We start from the raw sequence: 19,314 nt of genomic DNA, 5'->3' as shown, positions 1-19,314 counted from the left end.
TAAACATTTAACAATGGCATCGCTATTGTAAAACCAGGTGTAAACTATTTTAAATGGACAAACTCATTGAAGAAGAAGTTTCTTCGAAAAGGAAGAAAAAAACCTACCTCCTTATTTTCATTATTATCATTGCTTTTGCAGTCGCCATCTGGTTTGTCAGGTTCTTTTTTAAACCATCTTTAACCCTGGCCGATTTTACCACCGCAAAGGTAGAAACCGGTATTATCGAAAATACAATTAACGCAACCGGCGAAGTACTCCCTGAATTTGAAGAAGTTTTAACCAGTCCGATTAACGCATCGATAAAAAACGTGCTGATGGATGCAGGCAATAAGGTAAAAAAGGGGCAATCGATCTTATCACTCGATAAATCGGTAAGCGAAACAGAATACGGCAAACTCCAGTTCCAGATGGAATCGAAGGAAAATGAGATCCGTAAACTGAAACTCGACCTGGAGAAAAGTTTTTTCGATATCAAATCAAATAACAGCATTAAACAATTGCGGATCAGCAACCTTAATGATGCCGTTTCTTCAGCAAAAAGGTTATTAAAAGCGGGTGGCGGAACCAAAGAAGATGTAGAAGCAGCCGAACTGAACCTGAAAGTTGCCGAACTGGAAAAACTTCAGCTGGAAAATGAAATCAGGAGCAAGCAGCAAACCATGAAAATCGAAATCAGGGAAGCCGAAATCTCGCTGGCCATCCAACGCAAAGACCTTGATGCCTTAAAACGCAAACTCGACCTGGCAGATGTAATTGCTACCCGGCCCGGGGTAATTACCTGGGTAAATAAAAACATTGGTTCCAGTGTGCATGAGGGCGATGCTTTAGTAAGGATTGCCGATTTAAGTGGGTTTAAGGTTGCCGGAAGCATGTCTGATAACCTGCTGGATAAAATCCACAACAATATGACTGCCATTATCCGCATCGGCAATACGCAGTTACGCGGATCAGTGGTAAATATATCTCCGGCGGTAAACAATGCCATTGTTTCTTTCGATATCCAGCTGAACGAAAAAGACAGCAAAGAACTGAGGCCAAACCAAAAAGTTGATGTTTTTTTAGTTACGGCCACCAGAAACGGGGTTTTGCGGCTGGCTAATGGTCCGGCATTTAATGGCTCGAACCTGCAGGAAGTGTTTGTGCTTAAAAACGGAGTTGCCGAACGCCGCTCTGTTAAAACCGGATTGAGCAATTTCGATTACGTAGAAATTCTGAGCGGATTAAAAGCTGGCGATGAGGTAATCACTTCAGACATGGGCGATTATAAAAACACGAAAACCATTACCATCAGTAATTAAGATTATGCGAATGAAATTTTTACTCATGGGTTTATTGGCAACATTTAGTGTTAAAGGTTTCTCCTTTCAAAAGGCAGATACCTTGCAGTTAACCTTACAGCAGGTGGTAGAAATGGCGAAGGCAAATTCTATTGCCGCCAAGCAGGCCATCACCGTTAAAGAAACCAAATACTGGGAATGGCGCACGTTTAAATCCAATTACCAGCCGCAACTGGCTCTACAGGGCGTTTTGCCAGGTTATACCAAAACCTATACGCAAGTGCAACAACCCAACGGAACCATACTTTTTCAGCCGGTACATTATGATAACTCCTCGCTCACGCTAAACTTTAGTCAAAGTATTGCAGCCACCGGCGGAACCATTTATGGCACCACTCAGTTACAGCGCTTTGATGATTTCGACAGGAAAAGCGTGTTATACAATGGTATCCCCTACGGAATCGGCTATACACAGCCCCTGCTCCAGTTTAACAGTTTAAAATGGGACAAGAAAATAGAACCTTTAAAATTTAACGAAAGTAAACAGGTTTTTATAGAAACGCAGGAAAAGATTTCCATTACGGTTACGGAGTATTTTTTCGATTTATTGCTCGCACAGGTAAACCTGAACATTGCCGATGTAAACTACACCAATACCAAACGCATTTTAACCATTGCCGGTACCAAATTCGAGCTGGGTAAGATTTCAAAAAATGAGATTTTACAACTCCAGTTAGAAGTTTTAAATGCACAGAAAGCAGTAGGCACAGCCAAACGCGACGTAGAAATTGCAACCCTGAACTTACGGAGTTACATCGGTATTGAAGGTAACGACAGGATTAAACTGGATATGCCTTCGGTAGTGGCGCAAATGACGGTAGTTGCCGAAAAAGTATTGGCTGAAGCTTTCGAAAACCGATCAGAAGCCATTGCCTTTATCCGCCGCTTGGCCGAAGCAAAAAGAGATGTTGCAAAAGCTAAAGGCGAAAACGGCCTTACGGCCACTTTGAGGGCCAATCTGGGTTTCTCTAACGCGGCAAACAGTGCTTTTGATATTTACCGTTCGCCAAAAAACCAGCAATCAGTAGAGTTACAGCTTTCTATTCCGGTAATGGATTGGGGAAGGTCGAAATCGCGTACCAAAACGGCCCAGGCCAACGAACAGTTTACCACTTATGCCGTTGAGCAGGATAAACAAACTTTTAAGCAACAGATTGTAACACAGGTAACGCTTTTTAATATGATGAAAGAACAAATAAAGTTAACAGATGAAGCCGAAAAAATTGCTGCTGAAAAATACAAAATAGCCAGTGAGCGCTATGTACTGGGCAATTTAAGCATCACCGATCTCAGTATTGCGTTTCAGGAAAACGACAGGGCCAAACGAGATTATGTTTCATCCCTCCGCGATTTCTGGGGCGCCTATTATCAACTCCGTTACCTGTCGCTTTACGATTTCGAAAAAAACAAAAAAATCACTTATTAATAAATCTTAATTACTAATTATACATTATGATACGCTTAAAAAACATTGAAAAAGTTTACCGGACGGATACGGTAGAAACACTTGCCATCAATGGGATCAGCCTGGATGTTGCCAAAGGTGAATTCCTTTCCATTATGGGTCCATCGGGTTGTGGCAAAAGTACGCTCCTTAACATTATGGGTTTGCTGGATGAACCTTCTAAAGGGAATATTAAAATTGATGAGCAGGATATCAGCCGGTTTTCAGATCAGAAACTGGCAAAATTCAGAAACCAGAAACTGGGTTTTATTTTTCAAAGCTATCACCTCATTAACGATTTAAGGGTGCTGGATAATGTAGAACTACCCTTATTATACCGTAACTCATCAGCTAAAGAACGTAAAATACTTGCCACCGCAGCTTTAGAGAAAGTTGGATTGAGTAACCGTTTAAAACATTTTCCTACGCAACTTTCAGGAGGTCAGCGGCAGCGTGTAGCCATTGCAAGGGCCATTGTAGGCAATCCGCAGATTATTTTGGCCGATGAACCTACAGGTAACCTGGATAGTGCCATGGGGAACGAAATTATGGATATCCTTATTAACCTGAATAAAAATGAGGGTACCACCATTGTAATGGTTACACACGATGAAAGTATGGCCCATAAAACCCATCGTTTGGTGCGTTTATTTGATGGTTCACAAGTTCAATAAGCCTGAATTATGTTAAAAAACTACTTTAAAATAGCCATAGCTGTATTGAAGCGGAGAAAGTTCTTCACCTTCATCAGCCTGTTCGGGATTAGCTTTACACTTACCATTTTAATGGTGGCAACTGCTTTTATGGATAAAGTTTTAAGTCCCGATTACCCCGATTATAAAAGAAACCATTCGCTTTATGTAACTACCATGGAATTTAAAAATTCTAAAGAAGGTTGGATGAATAGAAGTGATGTTTCCTATTACTTTTTGGATCATTATGTTTCTAAGCTTAAAACAGTTAATAAAATCGGTATTTCAAGTTCTGCAAAAGCCTCAAACGCTTATGTGAATAATAAAAAACTGGTTATCGAATACAAATACACCAATGCTGATTTCTGGAATATACTGGAGTATAAATTTTTAGCGGGCAAAGCTTTCCAGCAACGTGAAATTGATAATGCCGAACTGGTGGCCGTGATCTCGGAAGAAACCAAAAAAGATTATTTCGGTGATGAAGAAAATGTAATCGGGAAATCCATCTCTGCCGATAATATCAATTACAGAGTAATCGGCGTAGTTGCCAACGTTTCTAAAACATTACAGAATTTTTGTGCCGATATGTATATACCCTATACCCTATCTAAAGATTACAAAAATACCGATTTAATGGGTGGCTTCGGTGCCGTTTTATTGGCTAAAAGCGAAGCAGATTTACCAAAAATGAAAAAGGAATACGATCTGATGATTAAAAAAGTTCCTATCCCTAAAGATTTTGACAGGCTCTACTGCAACGCAGATCCTTATTTTGCCAGCATGACCAGAAGGATTGCGGGAGATGGTACAAACGATGGATTGACCAAAGCCGTTTCGATCATCAGTCTTTTTGTACTGTTGTTTTTGTTGCTACCCACCATCAACCTGGTTAACATTAATATCACCAGGATTATGGAACGCTCATCAGAAATTGGGGTACGCAAAGCATTCGGTGCCTCATCTAAAACACTTGTTTATCAGTTTATTATCGAAAACCTTATCCTCACCTTTTTAGGGGCCATTATAGGTTTAATCCTTTCTGTTATCGTTATTTTTCTAATTAACGATGCCAATATAGTGTCGAATATGCGTTTGAGCATGAATTTTACCGTATTGTGCTATAGCCTGATTGCCTGCGTATTTTTCGGCATGCTTTCCGGAGTTTACCCTGCCTGGCGAATGTCAAAATTAAATATTGTTAAGGCTCTAAAAGCCCAATAACCACTAAAAGATATTATTATGTTTAAACACTTATTTAAATTAATATGGAACAAAAGGAAGCAGAATTTTCTGTTTCTTTCCGAAATCCTGGTCTCTTTCCTGGTGATATTTTCGGTTTTTTCTTTCCTTACCTATTATTATCAGAACTACAGTGAGCCGCTGGGATTTGATTATAAAAAAGTTTGGTCTATTTCCTATGAAAATGGCGAATTGACGAAAAATAGGGATTCTTTGGCCATTTTTTATGAGAACCTTAACAAATCACTAAAATCAATGCCCCAAGTTGAGGAAGTTACCTTTTCGAGTGGAAATTTTCCTTATTCAGATAGTTTTATGAGCACAGGCTTAACCCAAAACGGGGAAAAAATTACGATGGTGAGCCATTTTGTTGTCGGCACGGATTACAAAAAAGTATGGAATGTTTCGTTATTGGAAGGAAGGTGGTTTCTGCCTGAAGACCTTGTTGGCAAAAATAAAAACATCATCATTAACGAAACCCTTAAAAAAGCAATATTTGGGAATACAAAAGCTACGGGTAAATTAATAGGCGATTACGACGACAAAGAAAAAATGAAAGTAATAGGTGTGGTTCAGGATGTTAAATCCAATGGAGATTTTGCGCCTGCCGGTAAGGCGATGTTTGTTCAGCTGGATTCTGGCTATTACAGAAACACCCATAACATTTTGATCAGGGTGAAAGACGGTGCTGATGCAAACTTCGAAAGCCAGTTGTATAAATTTATGGCAACTTCGGTAAAGAATGCTGTCGAAATCAAACATCTCGATCAAATGCGGGATTCTAAAAATGAAGTCACCATTATTCCGATGGTCATTTTTATCATTATCGCTACTTTTTTAATTATTAATGTGGCTTTGGGCTTATTTGGCGTTTTATGGTACAATATCAATAAAAGAAAAGGTGAAATTGGTTTGCGGAGGGCCATTGGTGCAAGCGGTCGCTCGGTATCTTACCAGCTTGTGCTCGAAGCGATGATACTGGCAACCATGTCGTTAATTGCGGGTTGTTTCTTTGCCATTCAGTTTCCGTTGCTAAGCGTTTTCAACATCCCTGCAAGCGTTTATATTATTGCCATGTTGCTCTCTGTATTATTTATCTATCTGCTGGTTTTATTCTGCTCTTTATACCCTGGCAAACAGGCGGCAGGCATCCACCCTGCTATTGCATTGCATGAAGAATAATACTTATCTTAACTTCGCGTATGATATTAATTGTTGATGACGATATAGCGGTAAGAACGTCACTTTCACTTCTTTTAAAAAGCACTGGAAATGAAATCGTTACTGCAGATAGTCCGGTTCAGGCTTTTGAGGTGGTTCAAACCCGGAAGCCTGAGCTTGTTGTACTGGATCTGAACTTTTCTATTGGCACTTCAGGAAAAGAAGGCATGCAGCTGCTCAAAAAAATAAGGGCTTATGATGCCGCCTTACCTGTGGTTTTAATTACAGGCTGGGCCAGTATAGAATTGGCGGTACAGGGCATGAAACTCGGTGCCAACGATTTCATCAACAAACCCTGGAATAATGATTATGTGCTGCAATCGGTTGATACGTTGCTACAACTCAACGGTAAGAAAGCCACATCCGCGAGCAGAAAAGAACTCGATAAAAAGTACCATTTTAAACAGATTATTGGTGAAGCCCCGGGACTGTTATCTATTTTGGAAACCATCGGACGCGTAGCTTCTACCAACGCCTCCGTCCTCATTACAGGCGAAAGCGGCACAGGTAAAGAACTGATTGCTGAAGCCATCCACGAGAATAGTAACCGCCTGAACAAACCATTTGTTAAAGTAAATCTCGGTGGTATTTCGTCGTCGCTTTTTGAGAGCGAAATGTTTGGCCATGTGCGTGGTGCATTTACCGATGCCCGTTTTGATAGAACAGGACGTTTTGAAATGGCCAATAAGGGAACGATATTTTTAGATGAAATCGGCGATCTGGAAGCCTCAAGTCAGGTGAAACTGTTAAGGGTTTTACAAGACCGGACCTATGAGGTTTTAGGCAGCAGCCGAACCAAAACTGTGGATACCCGTGTAGTTTGTGCTACCAATAAAAACCTGAACGAGATGGTGGCGTCGGGCCTGTTCAGGGAAGATTTATTGTACCGGATTAATTTAATTACCATCCATCTGCCAGCCTTAAGAGAACGGGCATCAGATATTCCCCTGCTGGTTAATTTCTTTATTAAAAATATGAAAGAGATTTACAACCGTCCTGATTTATCGATATCGCCACAAGCCATGCGCTGGCTGCAACAACTGCCTTTGCCCGGCAACATCAGGCAGTTAAAAAACCTGGTAGAGCGTACGGTATTAATCAGCAGCAAAAACGAACTGGGCATTGATGATTTCCAGTCGCAGTTAAATTTATCGCCACAAAAAAATGAAAAAGTAAAACTCCCGGGCGTGGGCACCATGACTTTAGATCAAATGGAGGCCGAAATGGTTAAACAAGCCATGAATTTTCATAAAAACCGGATTACCAGAGCCGCAGCATCTTTGGGCATTACCAGAAACGCCTTATACCGCAGGCTGGAAAAATATCAAATTCCTTTTAATGAAACTGAAGACTAAGTATATCCTTTTCTTAGCAATATTACACCTTACCTGCCTGGTGATGAGCTATTTTATTTTTAAAGAAAATAAGCTCATTTTCCTGCTTACAGAAGTTTTTATCATCATTTCGATTATCATTTCGCTTAGTTTATACAAACAGTTAATTGCACCCCTCACCTATTTGAGGCAGGGTATTTCAGCCATAAAGGATAAAGATTTTAATGTTAAATTTCTGCTCACCGGAAAAAAAGAAGTTGACGAACTGGTTGATGTGTACAACCGGATGATCGACGAATTGCGAACAGAACGTACCAAACAGCAGGAACAGCATTTTTTCCTCGAAAAACTGGTGCAAACTTCGCCAACAGGCATCATTATACTGGATTATGACGGACAGATCAAGCAGATTAACCCCAAGGCAACCGAAATACTGGCCGATAATCCTGATTTGCTCGAAAACCAGCTTCAGGGCATGAAAACCGGCAGTTCTAAAACATTACGCACCAATGGATTGCATACTTACAAAATTCAGAAATCAAGGTTTATTGATCGTGGTTTTGAGCGTATTTTTATCATGCTAGAAGAAGTAACTGCAGAGATTTTTGCTGCGGAAAAAGGTGTTTACAGTAAAGTGATCAGGATGATGGCACACGAAGTAAACAATACTGTTGGTCCGGTAAATTCCATTATTAATACAGCACTCTCACAACAACACCTTTGGTTAGATGCGGGTGATTTACCCCTGAAAAACGCGATGAAAGTAGCCATAGACCGTAACCAGAACCTTAATGTTTTTATGCGCAATTTTGCCGACCTCGTTAAACTGCCGGAAGCAAACCGAAAGAAAACAGACCTTATAGCGCTGATCAGATCGGTATCTGAGTTAATGTATTATCCCGCAAATGAAAAAAACATCGCCATTACGACAGAACTGCACAACGCCCCATATTTTATCTTTGCTGATGTAGAACAGATGGAACAGGCACTGATTAATATTGTTAAAAATGCTATTGAAGCTATCGGAGATACAGGCTTGATAACAATTACCTTAGATCAGTCGCAACAAACACTAACCATTTCGGACACCGGGAAAGGCATTTCGCAGCAAGATACCGAACAATTGTTCAGTCCTTTTTTTAGCACCAAAAAAGATGGTCAGGGCATTGGGCTTACCCTTGTGCGTGAGATTTTGTTAAACCATGGTTTTGAATTTTCATTAAAAACGGTAAAACCAAATGATACCCAATTTGAAATTAAACTAATGCCTTGACCAGGGTTTTCTTTTAAAAACTTAAATGGATAATCAGTTTATATTCTGATGATTATTTCATAAATTAACGTGACGGAAAATCAGTTCTTTAGCTCCAAAATTTCTGGTAACTGCATTTACAGATTTCTCCTGCATATTAAAGGAATAGGATATGAATACCGCAAACGTAACATATAGTTGTGTAATCCTGGATGACGAAGCCATTTTTATCAAGATTATGGAGCGTTACATTTCCAATGTGGAAAGCCTGGAACTAAAAGGGAGCTTTACAAGTCCGGTAGATGCAATGGCCGCTTTTAAGCATTATCAAGAGATCGACTTTCTTTTTTTAGATATTGAAATGGATGTTTCCGGATTCGACATTGCCCGGATGCTCAGAAACCGTGTAAAATTTATTGTGTACATCAGTTCGCACAGTACATACGCCATCAGCGATCTGGTAAATGGCGATAAATTATTGGTTAAACCACTTGATTTCAGAACGTTTCATGACGCGGTAAACCAGTTAATTTCCAAAACCCAATAAAAAACTGCGCCTGTCACAATCTGGTTTGTATAGCCCCTGTAGCAAAAAACCAAATCCTTCACCGAAGTATTTTACCCTTTCATGGAGTAAAACTACCTATTTAACTATTGTTCATTTTATCATAATCAACCTTGAAGTAAGTTTGTAGCAGATCATTAAGAGCGTTGATCATCAGGCGTTAGCTGTTGAAATCAAATGAGTAAGGGATGACTCTTTATTTCTACATTATCTTTTTAAGATAGTACCAGTTATTGCAAAAAGAGGGGAAAAGTACAGGGATATACTAAGTACCCTCTTTTTATTTAATTCAGATCTGGTACAGTACCAAACATATTCTTTAAAGCAGTATTGGCAATAAAATATTTTCAAAATATTAAAACGCGATCATTTTCTCTCCTCTTCAAGGAAAAAAGTGGGGAATTTTTTCCTCATTCAGGTTAAAATTCCATACCCCTGCTGATCAGAAACAGTAACATTCCAATAAGATTTTTTTACTATAACGCATAAAAAAGGCCGCATCCGCGGCCTTTTGTCCCTATTAAGCTTATCTTTTTCAAGATAATGTTGAATTGTACCATATTTAATGCAAACTAAATGCCTGTTTAATTTCCGTTGCCTGTTTTTGCCTGTCTTATGCGCTGGTCGCCTGTTAGGTTAAGTGGTACACAAAAGTTAAGTGGTATTTGGCCCGGTTCGAAATGTTTACCTGCGAAATATTAAATCCTGGTGATCGGACATCGGTCTTCCGGACTATTTACCATTAAGAAGTTGAGATCATTAAGAAAAATAGCTTTTGATGGGGCTAATTTTCTTCGGACATCGGTCTTCGGCCTTCTGGAATATTTACCTTTAAGAAGTTGAGATCATTAAGAAAAATTAGCTTTTGATGTGGGCTAATTATCTTCGGACATCGGTCTTCAGACTTCGGGACTATTTACCATTATGAAGTTGAGATCATTAAGAAAAAATTGCCATTGATGTGGGCTAATTATCTTCGGACATCGGTCTTCCGGACTTCCATACCTCTCATACATTTCCCATCTTACATCCTAATTGCCATCTTATTGTAAACATGCCCTATTCGTACATTTTGACTAATTTATAGGAGTTTTTGACCTTTTAAGACACTGCTTAGAAAACGATTTTTGCTCTCGCTTTTACGCTATTCAGATAGGTGTAAACGGTGCGGTCTGATTGCGTTCCAGCAAAGCATAAATTGTATTAAAGATGTTAAAGAAAACTATAAAACCCAGCACAAAAGGCTTCAAAACAGCCATTATCAGATTTATTGTATATGGAGCAATTGTTTACATCGCTGCCGAATTCTTAAAATGGAACGTTAAGCATGAAACAGGACAAAGCAAATTTACGGAAGATTCTATGGTAGAAGCGGTTCAAAGCATGATCCTGTTAACCTGCTCGTTAATTTACCTGCGTGTTTCATTTAAATACAAATCGATGTTTCCGCTGTCCTTTGGTTTGTTTGCCTTTACATTTGCTTCGCTAATCAGAGAACAGGATGCACTTTTAGATGAGCACATTTACGACGGTGCCTGGCAAACAGCTGCCTTTAGTTTATTGATACTGGCCGCAATTTTAATATACAGGAAGAGAGCTGTTTTCCTGTCGAACATGAACGATTTTGTTTCTAAGTTCTCTTTTGGCATACTCCTGTCGGGCATATTTACAACCTATATTTTTGCACGTTTATATGGAAGAAAGGTGTTCTGGATGGCGGTAATGGAAGCGCAATATACCCGTGATGTGAAGAATGTTTCGGAAGAATCTTTAGAACTTTTTGGCTATACCCTGATCCTGATAGCAAGCGTTGAGTTTTATTATTTTGCAAAGGCACATCATACTATGGCCGTTCGTGGTAATGAAGAAACCGTAAATCAACCTAATGTTTATCTGAAAGTGGGCTCGTAGAATTTCGTACATACCTTAATCATGGGGTCTCATCTGTAAATGATCAAAACATGCTTATATCTCCCATTATCCAGCCATGAATGCACAAAGCATAATTGACCATTAAGAAGTTAAGAACATTAAGATTAGACTTAATAATCTAACAGTTTATTGAGAAAAAGTCATCTCGACCGAAACGCAGTGGCCAGCCCGTTTGTACAGGCGGGGAGAGATTTATCTATCTAGAGGCAGATTTAGCTTCGCTGAGCACTTACGTGGTTCTCGGCTTCGCTACACTCCGCTCGAAATGAAGATAGTAAGGATGCTGAATTCGCAATAATAAAAAGTATTATATCTTTTTAACAAAGCGTTCAATAAACACTTTCAGCCTGGTATTTTTAACAAGGTAATTAAAACTGATAATTCCAATCGTTGCGCAACTGATTCCCGCCAATACATCCAGCGTATAGTGGTGACTGGTATAAACTGCCGAAAACCAGATTCCGATCATCACAACCAAAAAGAAAAAATTAATCTTGCCTAACCTGTTTTTCAAACCATAATAGGTAACGATTACCGGATAGGAAGAATGAAGCGAAGGCATCGCAGCAAAAACATTAGAACCTTTGCTATAGATCCCCTGAAAAAGATTAATGTTAAAATAATGATCGAACCTGGCCAGGCCTGCTGTATTACCAGGAGTTTTGGCTATAAATTCAAATCCATGCTGCTGTACATACCAGGGCGGTGCTGCAGGGAATGCATAATAAACCACAAAACCTAATAAATTTACCCAAACAAAAGTGAGGGAAAACCGGACGAATTGTTCCTTGTTTTTAAAGAAAAGATAAGTTGCAAAAGCCAGGGGAACCGGTACCCACATCAGGTAGAAAAGGCCGGTAAGTACATCCAAAAATGAGTGACTATTTAGTTTCCAGTATTCGTTTGGTGTGAGTTTTATTCCGTTATAATTGATGCCGAAAATACTTTTCTCCAGTCCGTACAAATCTTTGATATGAACCTCGGTAAACAGGTAATTCGGGAAAGCCTTCATGTAATCAAAAAGGATCCAATACACGATAAAAATTGAGAAACCCAGAATGAAACGCCTTGTTCCTGCAGAAATATAAAAAAGGCTGTTAAAAATAAAAATCAACACGAGCTGATCGGTTTTAAAACCCACCAGCAAGGCTGACAACAACAGATATCCAAGAGATATAGCAACTGTCAGATAAATATTCCGAATATTATAAAAACTGTTTTTAAGCAAAACTTCCTGCTGCATGTTATTTTTTATCAAAATTCGACCTGAAAATATGGTCCCAGAAAGTCCAGCTTACCCCATAGCCTTTTGTCGAATCGGAATAATGGTGAAGCATGTGGTGCTGTTTTAATTTTTTCCAGAAACCACTTTTAAAATTGGCATGATGAAGGGCATAATGCACCATATCATAAAATAGGTAACCGATCATAAATCCGGAGAAAAACGGATAAACGGTGTTTGCAGGCAATATCCAGTCGAAGAGAAAATAAAATCCTAAAGCCATTGGAATACTGGCCGAAGGCGGCATAACCAGGCGTTTCGCATCATTGGGGTAATCGTGGTGTACGCCATGGAAAATAAAATGGATCTTTTTGCCCCACTCCGCATCTGGCTCGAAATGGAAAACATAACGATGCAGGATGTATTCGGTAATGGTCCAGATGGCCAGGCCAAGCAGAAACCAGCCTGCAAAATTTAGCACTGGCATCTGTATTTCTGCCAGTGCTTTCCAAAAAAGGAAACCAATAACAGGAACATAAACAATTAACGGCACATAAAATTGCACTTTAGATAAGCTCTCTAAAAAGTCATTTTTAAACATCCTGATGGATGCAGTAGAATTTGAAACAAAATTCTTTTTCATCTGGTAAATTATTTTTTTAGTCTTCAACTCCGTTCAGACTGACATTTAACTATCTTCCATTCGTTCGTCATCTCGACTGAAGCTACCGATTTTTCATCGGGAGCGAAACGGAGAGATCTATCTCAAGGTAGATTTCTCGGCTTCGTTGCACTCTGCCCGAAATGACGAATTTGTCATTCTGAATGCAGTGAAGGTCTTCGACTTCGCTCAGACTGACATTTAACTATCTTCCCTTCGTTCGTCATCTCAACTGAAACTACCGATTTTTCATCGGGAGCGAAACGGAGAGATCTATCTCAAGGTAGATTTCTCGGCTTCGTTGCACTCCGCTCGAAATGACGGTTCGAGGGGAACCCGCTTCTCGCAATAACGGATTGAGTGGGAACGCCCAACGCCAACCGCCCCTCCACTAAACCTTAATCCTTTCAATCAACACCTTTGATGGTTCCGCTGCATCAACCCCTCTTATTTCTACATATTTTACATTCGGGAACCAAAACGTTCCGCCTTCAATCCGCAGGAATATCCGTTCCAGCTGCATTTTTTTATTGTTAATCGTCGCAAAAACATGGTATTTCTTGTCTGCGGCAGATTTATTCAAATACATTGGTAATTTTTTGTGCGAAGTAAACCTAAGTTCGAAATTACCATTGCCCAGATCTTTGCTAATAATGCCATAGGCAAACTTCCGCTGAATGTAACTTAAATCTTTTTTTTCGCCATTATCGCCGTAACGCATCCAGAACACATTTACAGGCTGCTCTTTATTTACTACGCCATGTTTATCTACATTTAACTGGCAGATAATGGTATTGGTATTCGGATCTCGTTGCAGGTAAAAAAGCTGATTGCTAATGTCTTTCGGCGTTGGAAAAGTAATCGGCGATGGATCACTTCCCTGTGCATTTGCATTAAAAGGAAGTGCACTACCTAAACTCGTCAGCAAAACCAGTCCGGCGATTAATGCGGCCTTGTTATTGCCTTTCCTTTCGTTAAATTCTTGTGCCTCGAGTCCTTTTTTAGCCTCCTGTAAACGTTTAACCGCGGTAATATTGGTTAATAAAGCCATGATGGTAATGGGCATGGTAAAAACCGACATGGTTTCGAAAACATGGAACGAAATGCCCGGTACGTACACCTTATAATTGCCACCGATAAAATGCCCGGCGATACCACAGGCAATGGCAAAAACACCGATGGTTACCACACGCTCTGGCCGCTGCATTAAACCACCTTTACACTCTACCCCCAAACCTTCGGCCCTTGCACGGGTATAACTCACCATCATCGAACCGATCAGCGCGATAAAGGCAAACAATGAACTCAAGAAATAATGATGTGCTACGAGGTAATAACAGATACCCAAAAACATGATCATTTCGCTATAACGATCGAGTACCGAATCGTACAAAGCACCAAATTTGGAACTCATATTGCCTAAGCGCGCCACCTGACCATCGAGCATATCGAACAACCCTGCAAAAAGTACCAATGCCCCGCCCCAGCCAATGTACGACATATCGCCACGGTTTGATTTTTCAGCACCCAGCACAAAAATTACGGCCACACCGATATTCAGGATTAAACCTATAGTGGTTACGGCATTTGGCGTTAAACCTATTTTAATCAATCCCTTTACAAAAGGATTAATTACTTTATATATGCCCTGCTGAAGGCTGTCCCTTAATTTTCTTTCCATTGCATATTTTTTAAAAATCAAATTTTACCCTTGCCCTGATTCCCCATTCCGAAACCTCCGGATTATTGAGGTAATTGAAACGCCTAACCAGATCGACCCTTAACAGTTTAAATATATTGCCTACCCCAACACTGCCTTCCATGTAAGGTTGATTACCCAAGGCATAAGTCCTTTGCGCACCATTTTCATAAATCGGTAGCTGATATAAACCAGTTTGATAATTTGGATTGTTTTCATTCCGCAAACCCCCGTATAAAGCTTTAAATGATACCACTTCCCTTAATTTTAAGCGCTTAAGCAAAGGCACTTTATTAAAAAAGAAGCCGTTAAAATTATGATCTATGTTAATGCTCACATAATGATCGCTCACAAACTCCAGAAAGTTCATCAGGTTGTATGAGTTGAGCTGATAAGCGTAAGTTTGGTTTGCCCGGTGTATATCCAATAACGGGAAAGGCACTTTTCCGGCAATATAGCTGCCCTCAACAGTTACATCGCTATAGCCGAGCTGCGATAAGTAAAAGCGTTTATCTATGCTTCCCAAAAAGTTATGGTAATTGTATTCGCCGCCCAAAACACCTTTTAAACCCGCAGTATAACGTAAGGTAAATACCGGATAACGATCGGCAATGGGTACACGGTAAATTTTCCCCTGGTAAAATTTCTCATTTGGGGCATATCTTAACTGTAGCGAAACCTCACTGGTGGTAAGTCTGTTAACCAGTTGATTATCCGAATTTAAATAGTTTAATCCGCCAGCCGGCGTTTGACTCCATTTTTTAAAACCCAGATTATAAGAAAAGTGATTTTCGAACTCTTTTACATAATCCAGACGGTAAAAATCGTTATAGAGCAACATATCATTCACCCCTCTTTTAAAGGATAGTAAAAAATTGTCTTCCTGCACAAATTGCAGCTCCTGACCGGGGATTTTGGTATCGCGTTGAAAACTTGCCCTGATGTAATTCTGTGGAAATTCGTAGATCGATTTATTGTTCAGTGAATAGGTACCTGAAAGAAAAAACTTCCATTTTTCATCTTTAATACCATAAGCTACATAATTTTCGAAATAGTAACGTTTGCTCAGCTCCGGCGTAGTTCTTCCGCCCAAACGCAACCTTAAACCTTCTACATTGTTAAAACTGTAAAAAGTATTTACGGGACCAATTTCGTAAGGACCTAAATTCTGATAACCTGCAAATAAAAGGGTCACGATTTTCATCGTGCGTTTAAAAGAAGGCAGATTTTGCAGTGTATCGATATTCCCGTAAATTTTCAGCTGGTTTTTAGAAATGGTATCGAGCCTGTTTTTCTCCCAGAACTGATCGTTTCGTTTAGCAGCATCAGCGAGTACCACGGTACTTTTCCCCTGGAAAATAGTATCAGGCAAAGCCGTATCAAACTGGTAATTTTTAAATGTCACCGTACGTTCGCCGGTAAAGCCTATGCCTTTGGTTTTACCGATACCAAAATCGGCCAGCAAATTACTTTTGCTTAAGCTGTATTTACCTTTATCGTTGGCTTCAAAATCAAGGTCGATTTTAAGTGCGCGTACAAAGTTGAGGTTGATGTTTTTATTTACCCCAAAGGAAGCACCTGTAACGGCATAATGGCTATCGTTGGTAACATAAATCTTTCCTTCGAATAACATGTCGCCGGTATTGCGGGGCGTAAAAGACAGCTCTATAATCTCCGGCTTCTGTGTTTTGATGGTATCGGTGATGAAAAACTTGTAAAAAGCCGGTGCGCCATCGGCAATCGGGCTTAAAAATTCATTACTGATCACCGAAATATTGTTTTTATAAATATCAATATCCTGGTACATCCGGTCGAAATAAGTCTTCAATCCTTTATTATCGATGTAACGGCTGTCAAATTGAACCTGTTTTTCGCCAATTACAATGGTTTTATTCTTTTCGGGGTTTTTACTGAGGTAATTATCAGCCAGTTTCTCCTGAATATACACGGGCAAAAGATTTTTCCCGCCAATTAAGGTAGAATCCTGCTCCTGAAATAAAAACTGGTAATTCCGGAACATTCTTTTGTTCCTGAATTTATCCGAAACATTGCTCAGGCTGAACAACATCTTCTCATATTCCCTGTACGATACGGTATTGTAACTTTTAATGCGGTTTTCATCTTTATGGGCAATTACCTGACGGATGAGTTCTACCGCAGGATTATCTTTATTGCGGTATCTTACTTTTTTACCACCTACAATAACCACTTCATCCAAAGCCCTGGCATCGGGCACCAGTGCTATATCAAATTCCTGCGTAGCAGAAGCTACAATATTTTTGAAAACGGTACGATAACCCACATAATTGAAACTTAATTCACTCTGCGGATTAGGCGAAACGATTGTATATTTTCCATTGATATCGGTTTGGGTACCAATTTGGGTATCCTTAAAAAAAACGGAAACATTGGGCAGTGTTTCTTTGGTTACGGCATCGCGCACGGTTCCGGAAACCACGGTTCTTTGTGCAAAAGCATTTACCTGCACTATAAAAACGAGTAACGGAAATAAAAAAAATGAATAGATAGGTTTCATTTAACTAGTAAAAATAAACTGCCTTTGCATGATATAATTGTAGCTGATGCCGGTTAAAACCGAGCTCACTACTTTAGCGAGTACGTAATTGAGATTGAAAAAGTGGGTGAAAATAAACACACCCGCAGTAACGATGGCCAGGTTGCCTGCCCATACTATAATATACCTGAATACCTGCCACTTAAGCTCCTTAGACCGGCTTTGAAAAACCCATTTACGGTTGACCAAAAAATTAACAACCCCGCCCGAAATGGTTCCGATGATGCTTGCAGCCAGGTACCACAATCCAAAAAGGTTTACTGCAATAATGGTGATACCAAAATCAGTTGCTGATGCCATTAAGGATGATGCCTGTGCTTTTAGGAAGGTGAGCATGTATCTTAAAAAAAATCAAAAACCACCACCAGCTGGAGAATGATATTTGCGTAAATCCCTGCCAGTATATCATCTGCCATTACACCCCAACCGCCCGGAAGTTCTTCCAGTTTGCGGATGTAAAAGGGTTTCAGGATGTCAAAAAACCTGAAAAGAACAAGTCCGATAAGGGTATATTGCCATTTTAAAGGCACAAATAACAGGGTAATGCACATTCCCGCCACTTCATCAATTACTACCCTGTTATGGTCTTTTCCCCAAATCTCTTCTACCCGATCGGCACTCATGATCCCAATCATCACGATTAACATGGTGAAAAGCACCGGCCATAAATATGGGTTAACATAAGGGCCCTGGAAAATGTGCCAGCAAATACAGGTTGCTATTGCAGCATAAGTACCTGCACCTTTGCCGATGTAGCCAATTCCCAGGGCCGTTGAAAGAAATTTGTGGATAATCACTATACCGTTTCTATCAGTTCTTCTTCGTAATCCTGACCTAAATGGGTGATCAATTCTTCGCCCATGATGTAACGCAAGGTATTCTGAAGCTTCATTAATTGTTTAAAAATGTCGTTCTCAGCTGGTACGCCAGGGATTGTTTGCGGCGATTTTAAGTAGAACGATAACCATTCCTGAATGCCTGACAGGTTTGAACGTTTAGCCAGATCGATAAATAAAGCCAGATCCAGTACAATTGGTGCGGCTAAAATAGAGTCGCGGCAAAGGAAATTGATTTTGATCTGCATTTTATAGCCCAACCAACCAAAAATGTCGATGTTATCCCAGCTTTCTTTGTTATCACCGTGAGGCGGATAGTAGTTGATCCTGATTTTGTGGTACATATCGCCATATAAGTCAGGGTTAACTTCTGGTTTGAAAATATCTTCCAATACGCCCAGTTTCGATACTTCTTTGGTTTTGAAGTTATCCGGATCGTCTAATACCAAACCATCGCGGTTACCTAAAATATTATCAGAAAACCAACCGTTTACACCTAACGAACGGGCCGCTAAACCTGGTGCTAAAATGGTTTTCATTAAAGTTTGACCGGTTTTGAAATCTTTACCGGCAATTGGCGTATTGGTTTCTTTAGCCAGCTCGATCAAAGCAGGAATATCAACGGTTAAGTTAGGCGCACCGTTAGCAAAAGGAATGCCTAATTTTAAGGCTGCATAAGCATAAATCATACTTGGCGCAATGCGAAGATCGTTGTCTTTTAAGCCTTGCTCAAATGCAGCAAGCGATTCGTGCACTTCAGATGGTTCGAAATAAATTTCGGTAGAACCACACCAAACCAGTACAATACGATCGCAATTGTTTTCAGCTTTGAAGTTTTTAATATCTTCCATTACGGCTAAAGCCAGTTCGTAACGGTTATCGATGTCTTTTACATATTTACCATCAAGGTTTTTTACGTAGTTTCTATCAAAAGCGGCACGCATTGGTTTAATGGCCTGTAACTCTTCGCGCACATCGCGTAACAGGTTGGCATCCAATACACGGGCATTTAATGCGGCTTCGTACACGTTATCTTCGTACACATCCCAGCCACCAAATACTAAATCTTCAAGATTGGCTAATGGTACAAAATCTTTAATTTTTGGTTCGTTTTTTTCTGTTCTTTTACCCAAACGGATGGTGCCCATTTGCGTTAACGAACCGATTGGTTTTGATAAACCTCTTTTAACTGCAGCAACGCCGGCAATCATGGTAGTAGCTACCGCGCCAAGTCCTGGCATTAATATTCCCAGCTTACCTTCAGCTGCTTTTACTTGTTGTTTCATTCTATTCTTTATT

At 39.9% G+C, this 19,314-nt stretch carries 16 protein-coding genes; 9 read left to right on the top strand and 7 right to left on the bottom strand.

What is annotated here, in order from left to right; translation table 11 throughout:
* Nucleotides 1–53 precede the first annotated feature (53 nt).
* The 9 genes from ABD769_RS08115 (at nt 54) to ABD769_RS08075 (ending at nt 11,001) form a co-directional block, all read left to right on the top strand.
* Nucleotides 54–1,301, top strand: a complete 1,248-nt coding sequence (locus ABD769_RS08115) for an efflux RND transporter periplasmic adaptor subunit (RefSeq protein ID WP_344850909.1) — start codon at nt 54–56, stop codon at nt 1,299–1,301.
* Between the two features lie 10 nt (nt 1,302–1,311).
* Nucleotides 1,312–2,766 carry a TolC family protein gene (locus ABD769_RS08110; protein WP_344850908.1) on the top strand — a complete coding sequence of 485 codons (1,455 nt, stop codon included), beginning with the start codon at nt 1,312–1,314 and terminating at the stop codon, nt 2,764–2,766.
* Between the two features lie 26 nt (nt 2,767–2,792).
* Nucleotides 2,793–3,458, top strand: coding sequence for an ABC transporter ATP-binding protein (locus tag ABD769_RS08105; protein WP_344850906.1), 666 nt, complete (start codon nt 2,793–2,795; stop codon nt 3,456–3,458).
* A 9-nt stretch (nt 3,459–3,467) separates the two neighbouring features.
* A complete protein-coding gene (locus ABD769_RS08100) occupies nt 3,468–4,700 on the top strand; it encodes an ABC transporter permease (RefSeq protein ID WP_344850905.1) in 1,233 nt (410 codons plus the stop codon).
* Between the two features lie 18 nt (nt 4,701–4,718).
* The gene (locus ABD769_RS08095; RefSeq protein WP_344850904.1) at nt 4,719–5,900 is read left to right on the top strand and encodes an ABC transporter permease; all 1,182 of its coding nucleotides are present in this window, start codon (nt 4,719–4,721) and stop codon (nt 5,898–5,900) included.
* A 20-nt stretch (nt 5,901–5,920) separates the two neighbouring features.
* Nucleotides 5,921–7,294, top strand: coding sequence for a sigma-54-dependent transcriptional regulator (locus ABD769_RS08090; RefSeq protein ID WP_344850903.1), 1,374 nt, complete (start codon nt 5,921–5,923; stop codon nt 7,292–7,294).
* On the top strand, nt 7,278–8,546 hold the full coding sequence (locus ABD769_RS08085) for a sensor histidine kinase (protein ID WP_344850902.1): 1,269 nt from the start codon (nt 7,278–7,280) through the stop codon (nt 8,544–8,546). Before ABD769_RS08090 ends, ABD769_RS08085 begins: the two co-directional genes overlap by 17 nt.
* A 151-nt stretch (nt 8,547–8,697) precedes the next feature.
* Complete coding sequence (locus ABD769_RS08080) at nt 8,698–9,072, top strand: LytR/AlgR family response regulator transcription factor (protein ID WP_344850901.1); 375 nt, start codon at nt 8,698–8,700, stop codon at nt 9,070–9,072.
* 1,227 nt (nt 9,073–10,299) lie between these two features.
* Entirely contained in the window at nt 10,300–11,001 is a 702-nt protein-coding gene (locus ABD769_RS08075; protein WP_344850900.1) for a hypothetical protein, read from the top strand.
* A 328-nt stretch (nt 11,002–11,329) separates the two neighbouring features.
* Here the strand turns inward: ABD769_RS08075 and ABD769_RS08070 are convergent, their stop codons facing one another.
* The 7 genes from ABD769_RS08070 to ABD769_RS08040 form a co-directional block, all read right to left on the bottom strand.
* Nucleotides 11,330–12,265, bottom strand: coding sequence for a phosphatase PAP2 family protein (locus ABD769_RS08070; protein ID WP_344850899.1), 936 nt, complete (start codon nt 12,263–12,265; stop codon nt 11,330–11,332).
* Nucleotide 12,266: 1 nt separating this feature from the next.
* Nucleotides 12,267–12,887 (bottom strand): sterol desaturase family protein, encoded by a 621-nt coding sequence (locus ABD769_RS08065; RefSeq protein WP_344850898.1) that lies wholly within the window; start codon nt 12,885–12,887, stop codon nt 12,267–12,269.
* A 409-nt stretch (nt 12,888–13,296) separates the two neighbouring features.
* Nucleotides 13,297–14,586, bottom strand: coding sequence for a DUF4833 domain-containing protein (locus ABD769_RS08060; RefSeq protein WP_344850897.1), 1,290 nt, complete (start codon nt 14,584–14,586; stop codon nt 13,297–13,299).
* A 10-nt stretch (nt 14,587–14,596) separates the two neighbouring features.
* Nucleotides 14,597–17,140 (bottom strand): DUF5686 and carboxypeptidase-like regulatory domain-containing protein, encoded by a 2,544-nt coding sequence (locus ABD769_RS08055; protein ID WP_344850896.1) that lies wholly within the window; start codon nt 17,138–17,140, stop codon nt 14,597–14,599.
* Entirely contained in the window at nt 17,141–17,515 is a 375-nt protein-coding gene (locus tag ABD769_RS08050; RefSeq protein WP_344850895.1) for a GtrA family protein, read from the bottom strand.
* A 5-nt stretch (nt 17,516–17,520) separates the two neighbouring features.
* Nucleotides 17,521–17,976 carry a phosphatidylglycerophosphatase A family protein gene (locus tag ABD769_RS08045; protein WP_344850894.1) on the bottom strand — a complete coding sequence of 152 codons (456 nt, stop codon included), beginning with the start codon at nt 17,974–17,976 and terminating at the stop codon, nt 17,521–17,523.
* On the bottom strand, nt 17,976–19,301 hold the full coding sequence (locus ABD769_RS08040; protein WP_344850893.1) for an inositol-3-phosphate synthase: 1,326 nt from the start codon (nt 19,299–19,301) through the stop codon (nt 17,976–17,978). The genes ABD769_RS08045 and ABD769_RS08040 overlap by 1 nt, the downstream gene beginning before the upstream one ends.
* Between the last annotated feature and the right edge of the window lie 13 nt (nt 19,302–19,314).

It is taken from the genome of Pedobacter jeongneungensis (assembly GCF_039538295.1).
Lineage (GTDB): Bacteria > Bacteroidota > Bacteroidia > Sphingobacteriales > Sphingobacteriaceae > Pedobacter > Pedobacter jeongneungensis.
Note: the sequence above shows the minus strand (reverse complement) of the source record. Positions and strands in the feature narration are given on the sequence as shown.

Excerpts from the sequence above, each read along its gene's own strand:
- ABD769_RS08115 (WP_344850909.1), top strand. The coding sequence starts at position 54 with ATGGACAAACTCATTGAAGAAGAAGTTTCTTCGAAAAGGAAGAAAAAA.
- ABD769_RS08110 (WP_344850908.1), top strand. The coding sequence starts at position 1,312 with ATGAAATTTTTACTCATGGGTTTATTGGCAACATTTAGTGTTAAAGGT.
- ABD769_RS08105 (WP_344850906.1), top strand. The coding sequence starts at position 2,793 with ATGATACGCTTAAAAAACATTGAAAAAGTTTACCGGACGGATACGGTA.
- ABD769_RS08100 (WP_344850905.1), top strand. The coding sequence starts at position 3,468 with ATGTTAAAAAACTACTTTAAAATAGCCATAGCTGTATTGAAGCGGAGA.
- ABD769_RS08095 (WP_344850904.1), top strand. The coding sequence starts at position 4,719 with ATGTTTAAACACTTATTTAAATTAATATGGAACAAAAGGAAGCAGAAT.
- ABD769_RS08090 (WP_344850903.1), top strand. The coding sequence starts at position 5,921 with ATGATATTAATTGTTGATGACGATATAGCGGTAAGAACGTCACTTTCA.
- ABD769_RS08085 (WP_344850902.1), top strand. The coding sequence starts at position 7,278 with ATGAAACTGAAGACTAAGTATATCCTTTTCTTAGCAATATTACACCTT.
- ABD769_RS08080 (WP_344850901.1), top strand. The coding sequence starts at position 8,698 with ATGAATACCGCAAACGTAACATATAGTTGTGTAATCCTGGATGACGAA.
- ABD769_RS08075 (WP_344850900.1), top strand. The coding sequence starts at position 10,300 with ATGTTAAAGAAAACTATAAAACCCAGCACAAAAGGCTTCAAAACAGCC.
- ABD769_RS08070 (WP_344850899.1), bottom strand. The coding sequence starts at position 12,265 with ATGCAGCAGGAAGTTTTGCTTAAAAACAGTTTTTATAATATTCGGAAT.
- ABD769_RS08065 (WP_344850898.1), bottom strand. The coding sequence starts at position 12,887 with ATGAAAAAGAATTTTGTTTCAAATTCTACTGCATCCATCAGGATGTTT.
- ABD769_RS08060 (WP_344850897.1), bottom strand. The coding sequence starts at position 14,586 with ATGGAAAGAAAATTAAGGGACAGCCTTCAGCAGGGCATATATAAAGTA.
- ABD769_RS08055 (WP_344850896.1), bottom strand. The coding sequence starts at position 17,140 with ATGAAACCTATCTATTCATTTTTTTTATTTCCGTTACTCGTTTTTATA.
- ABD769_RS08050 (WP_344850895.1), bottom strand. The coding sequence starts at position 17,515 with ATGCTCACCTTCCTAAAAGCACAGGCATCATCCTTAATGGCATCAGCA.
- ABD769_RS08040 (WP_344850893.1), bottom strand. The coding sequence starts at position 19,301 with ATGAAACAACAAGTAAAAGCAGCTGAAGGTAAGCTGGGAATATTAATG.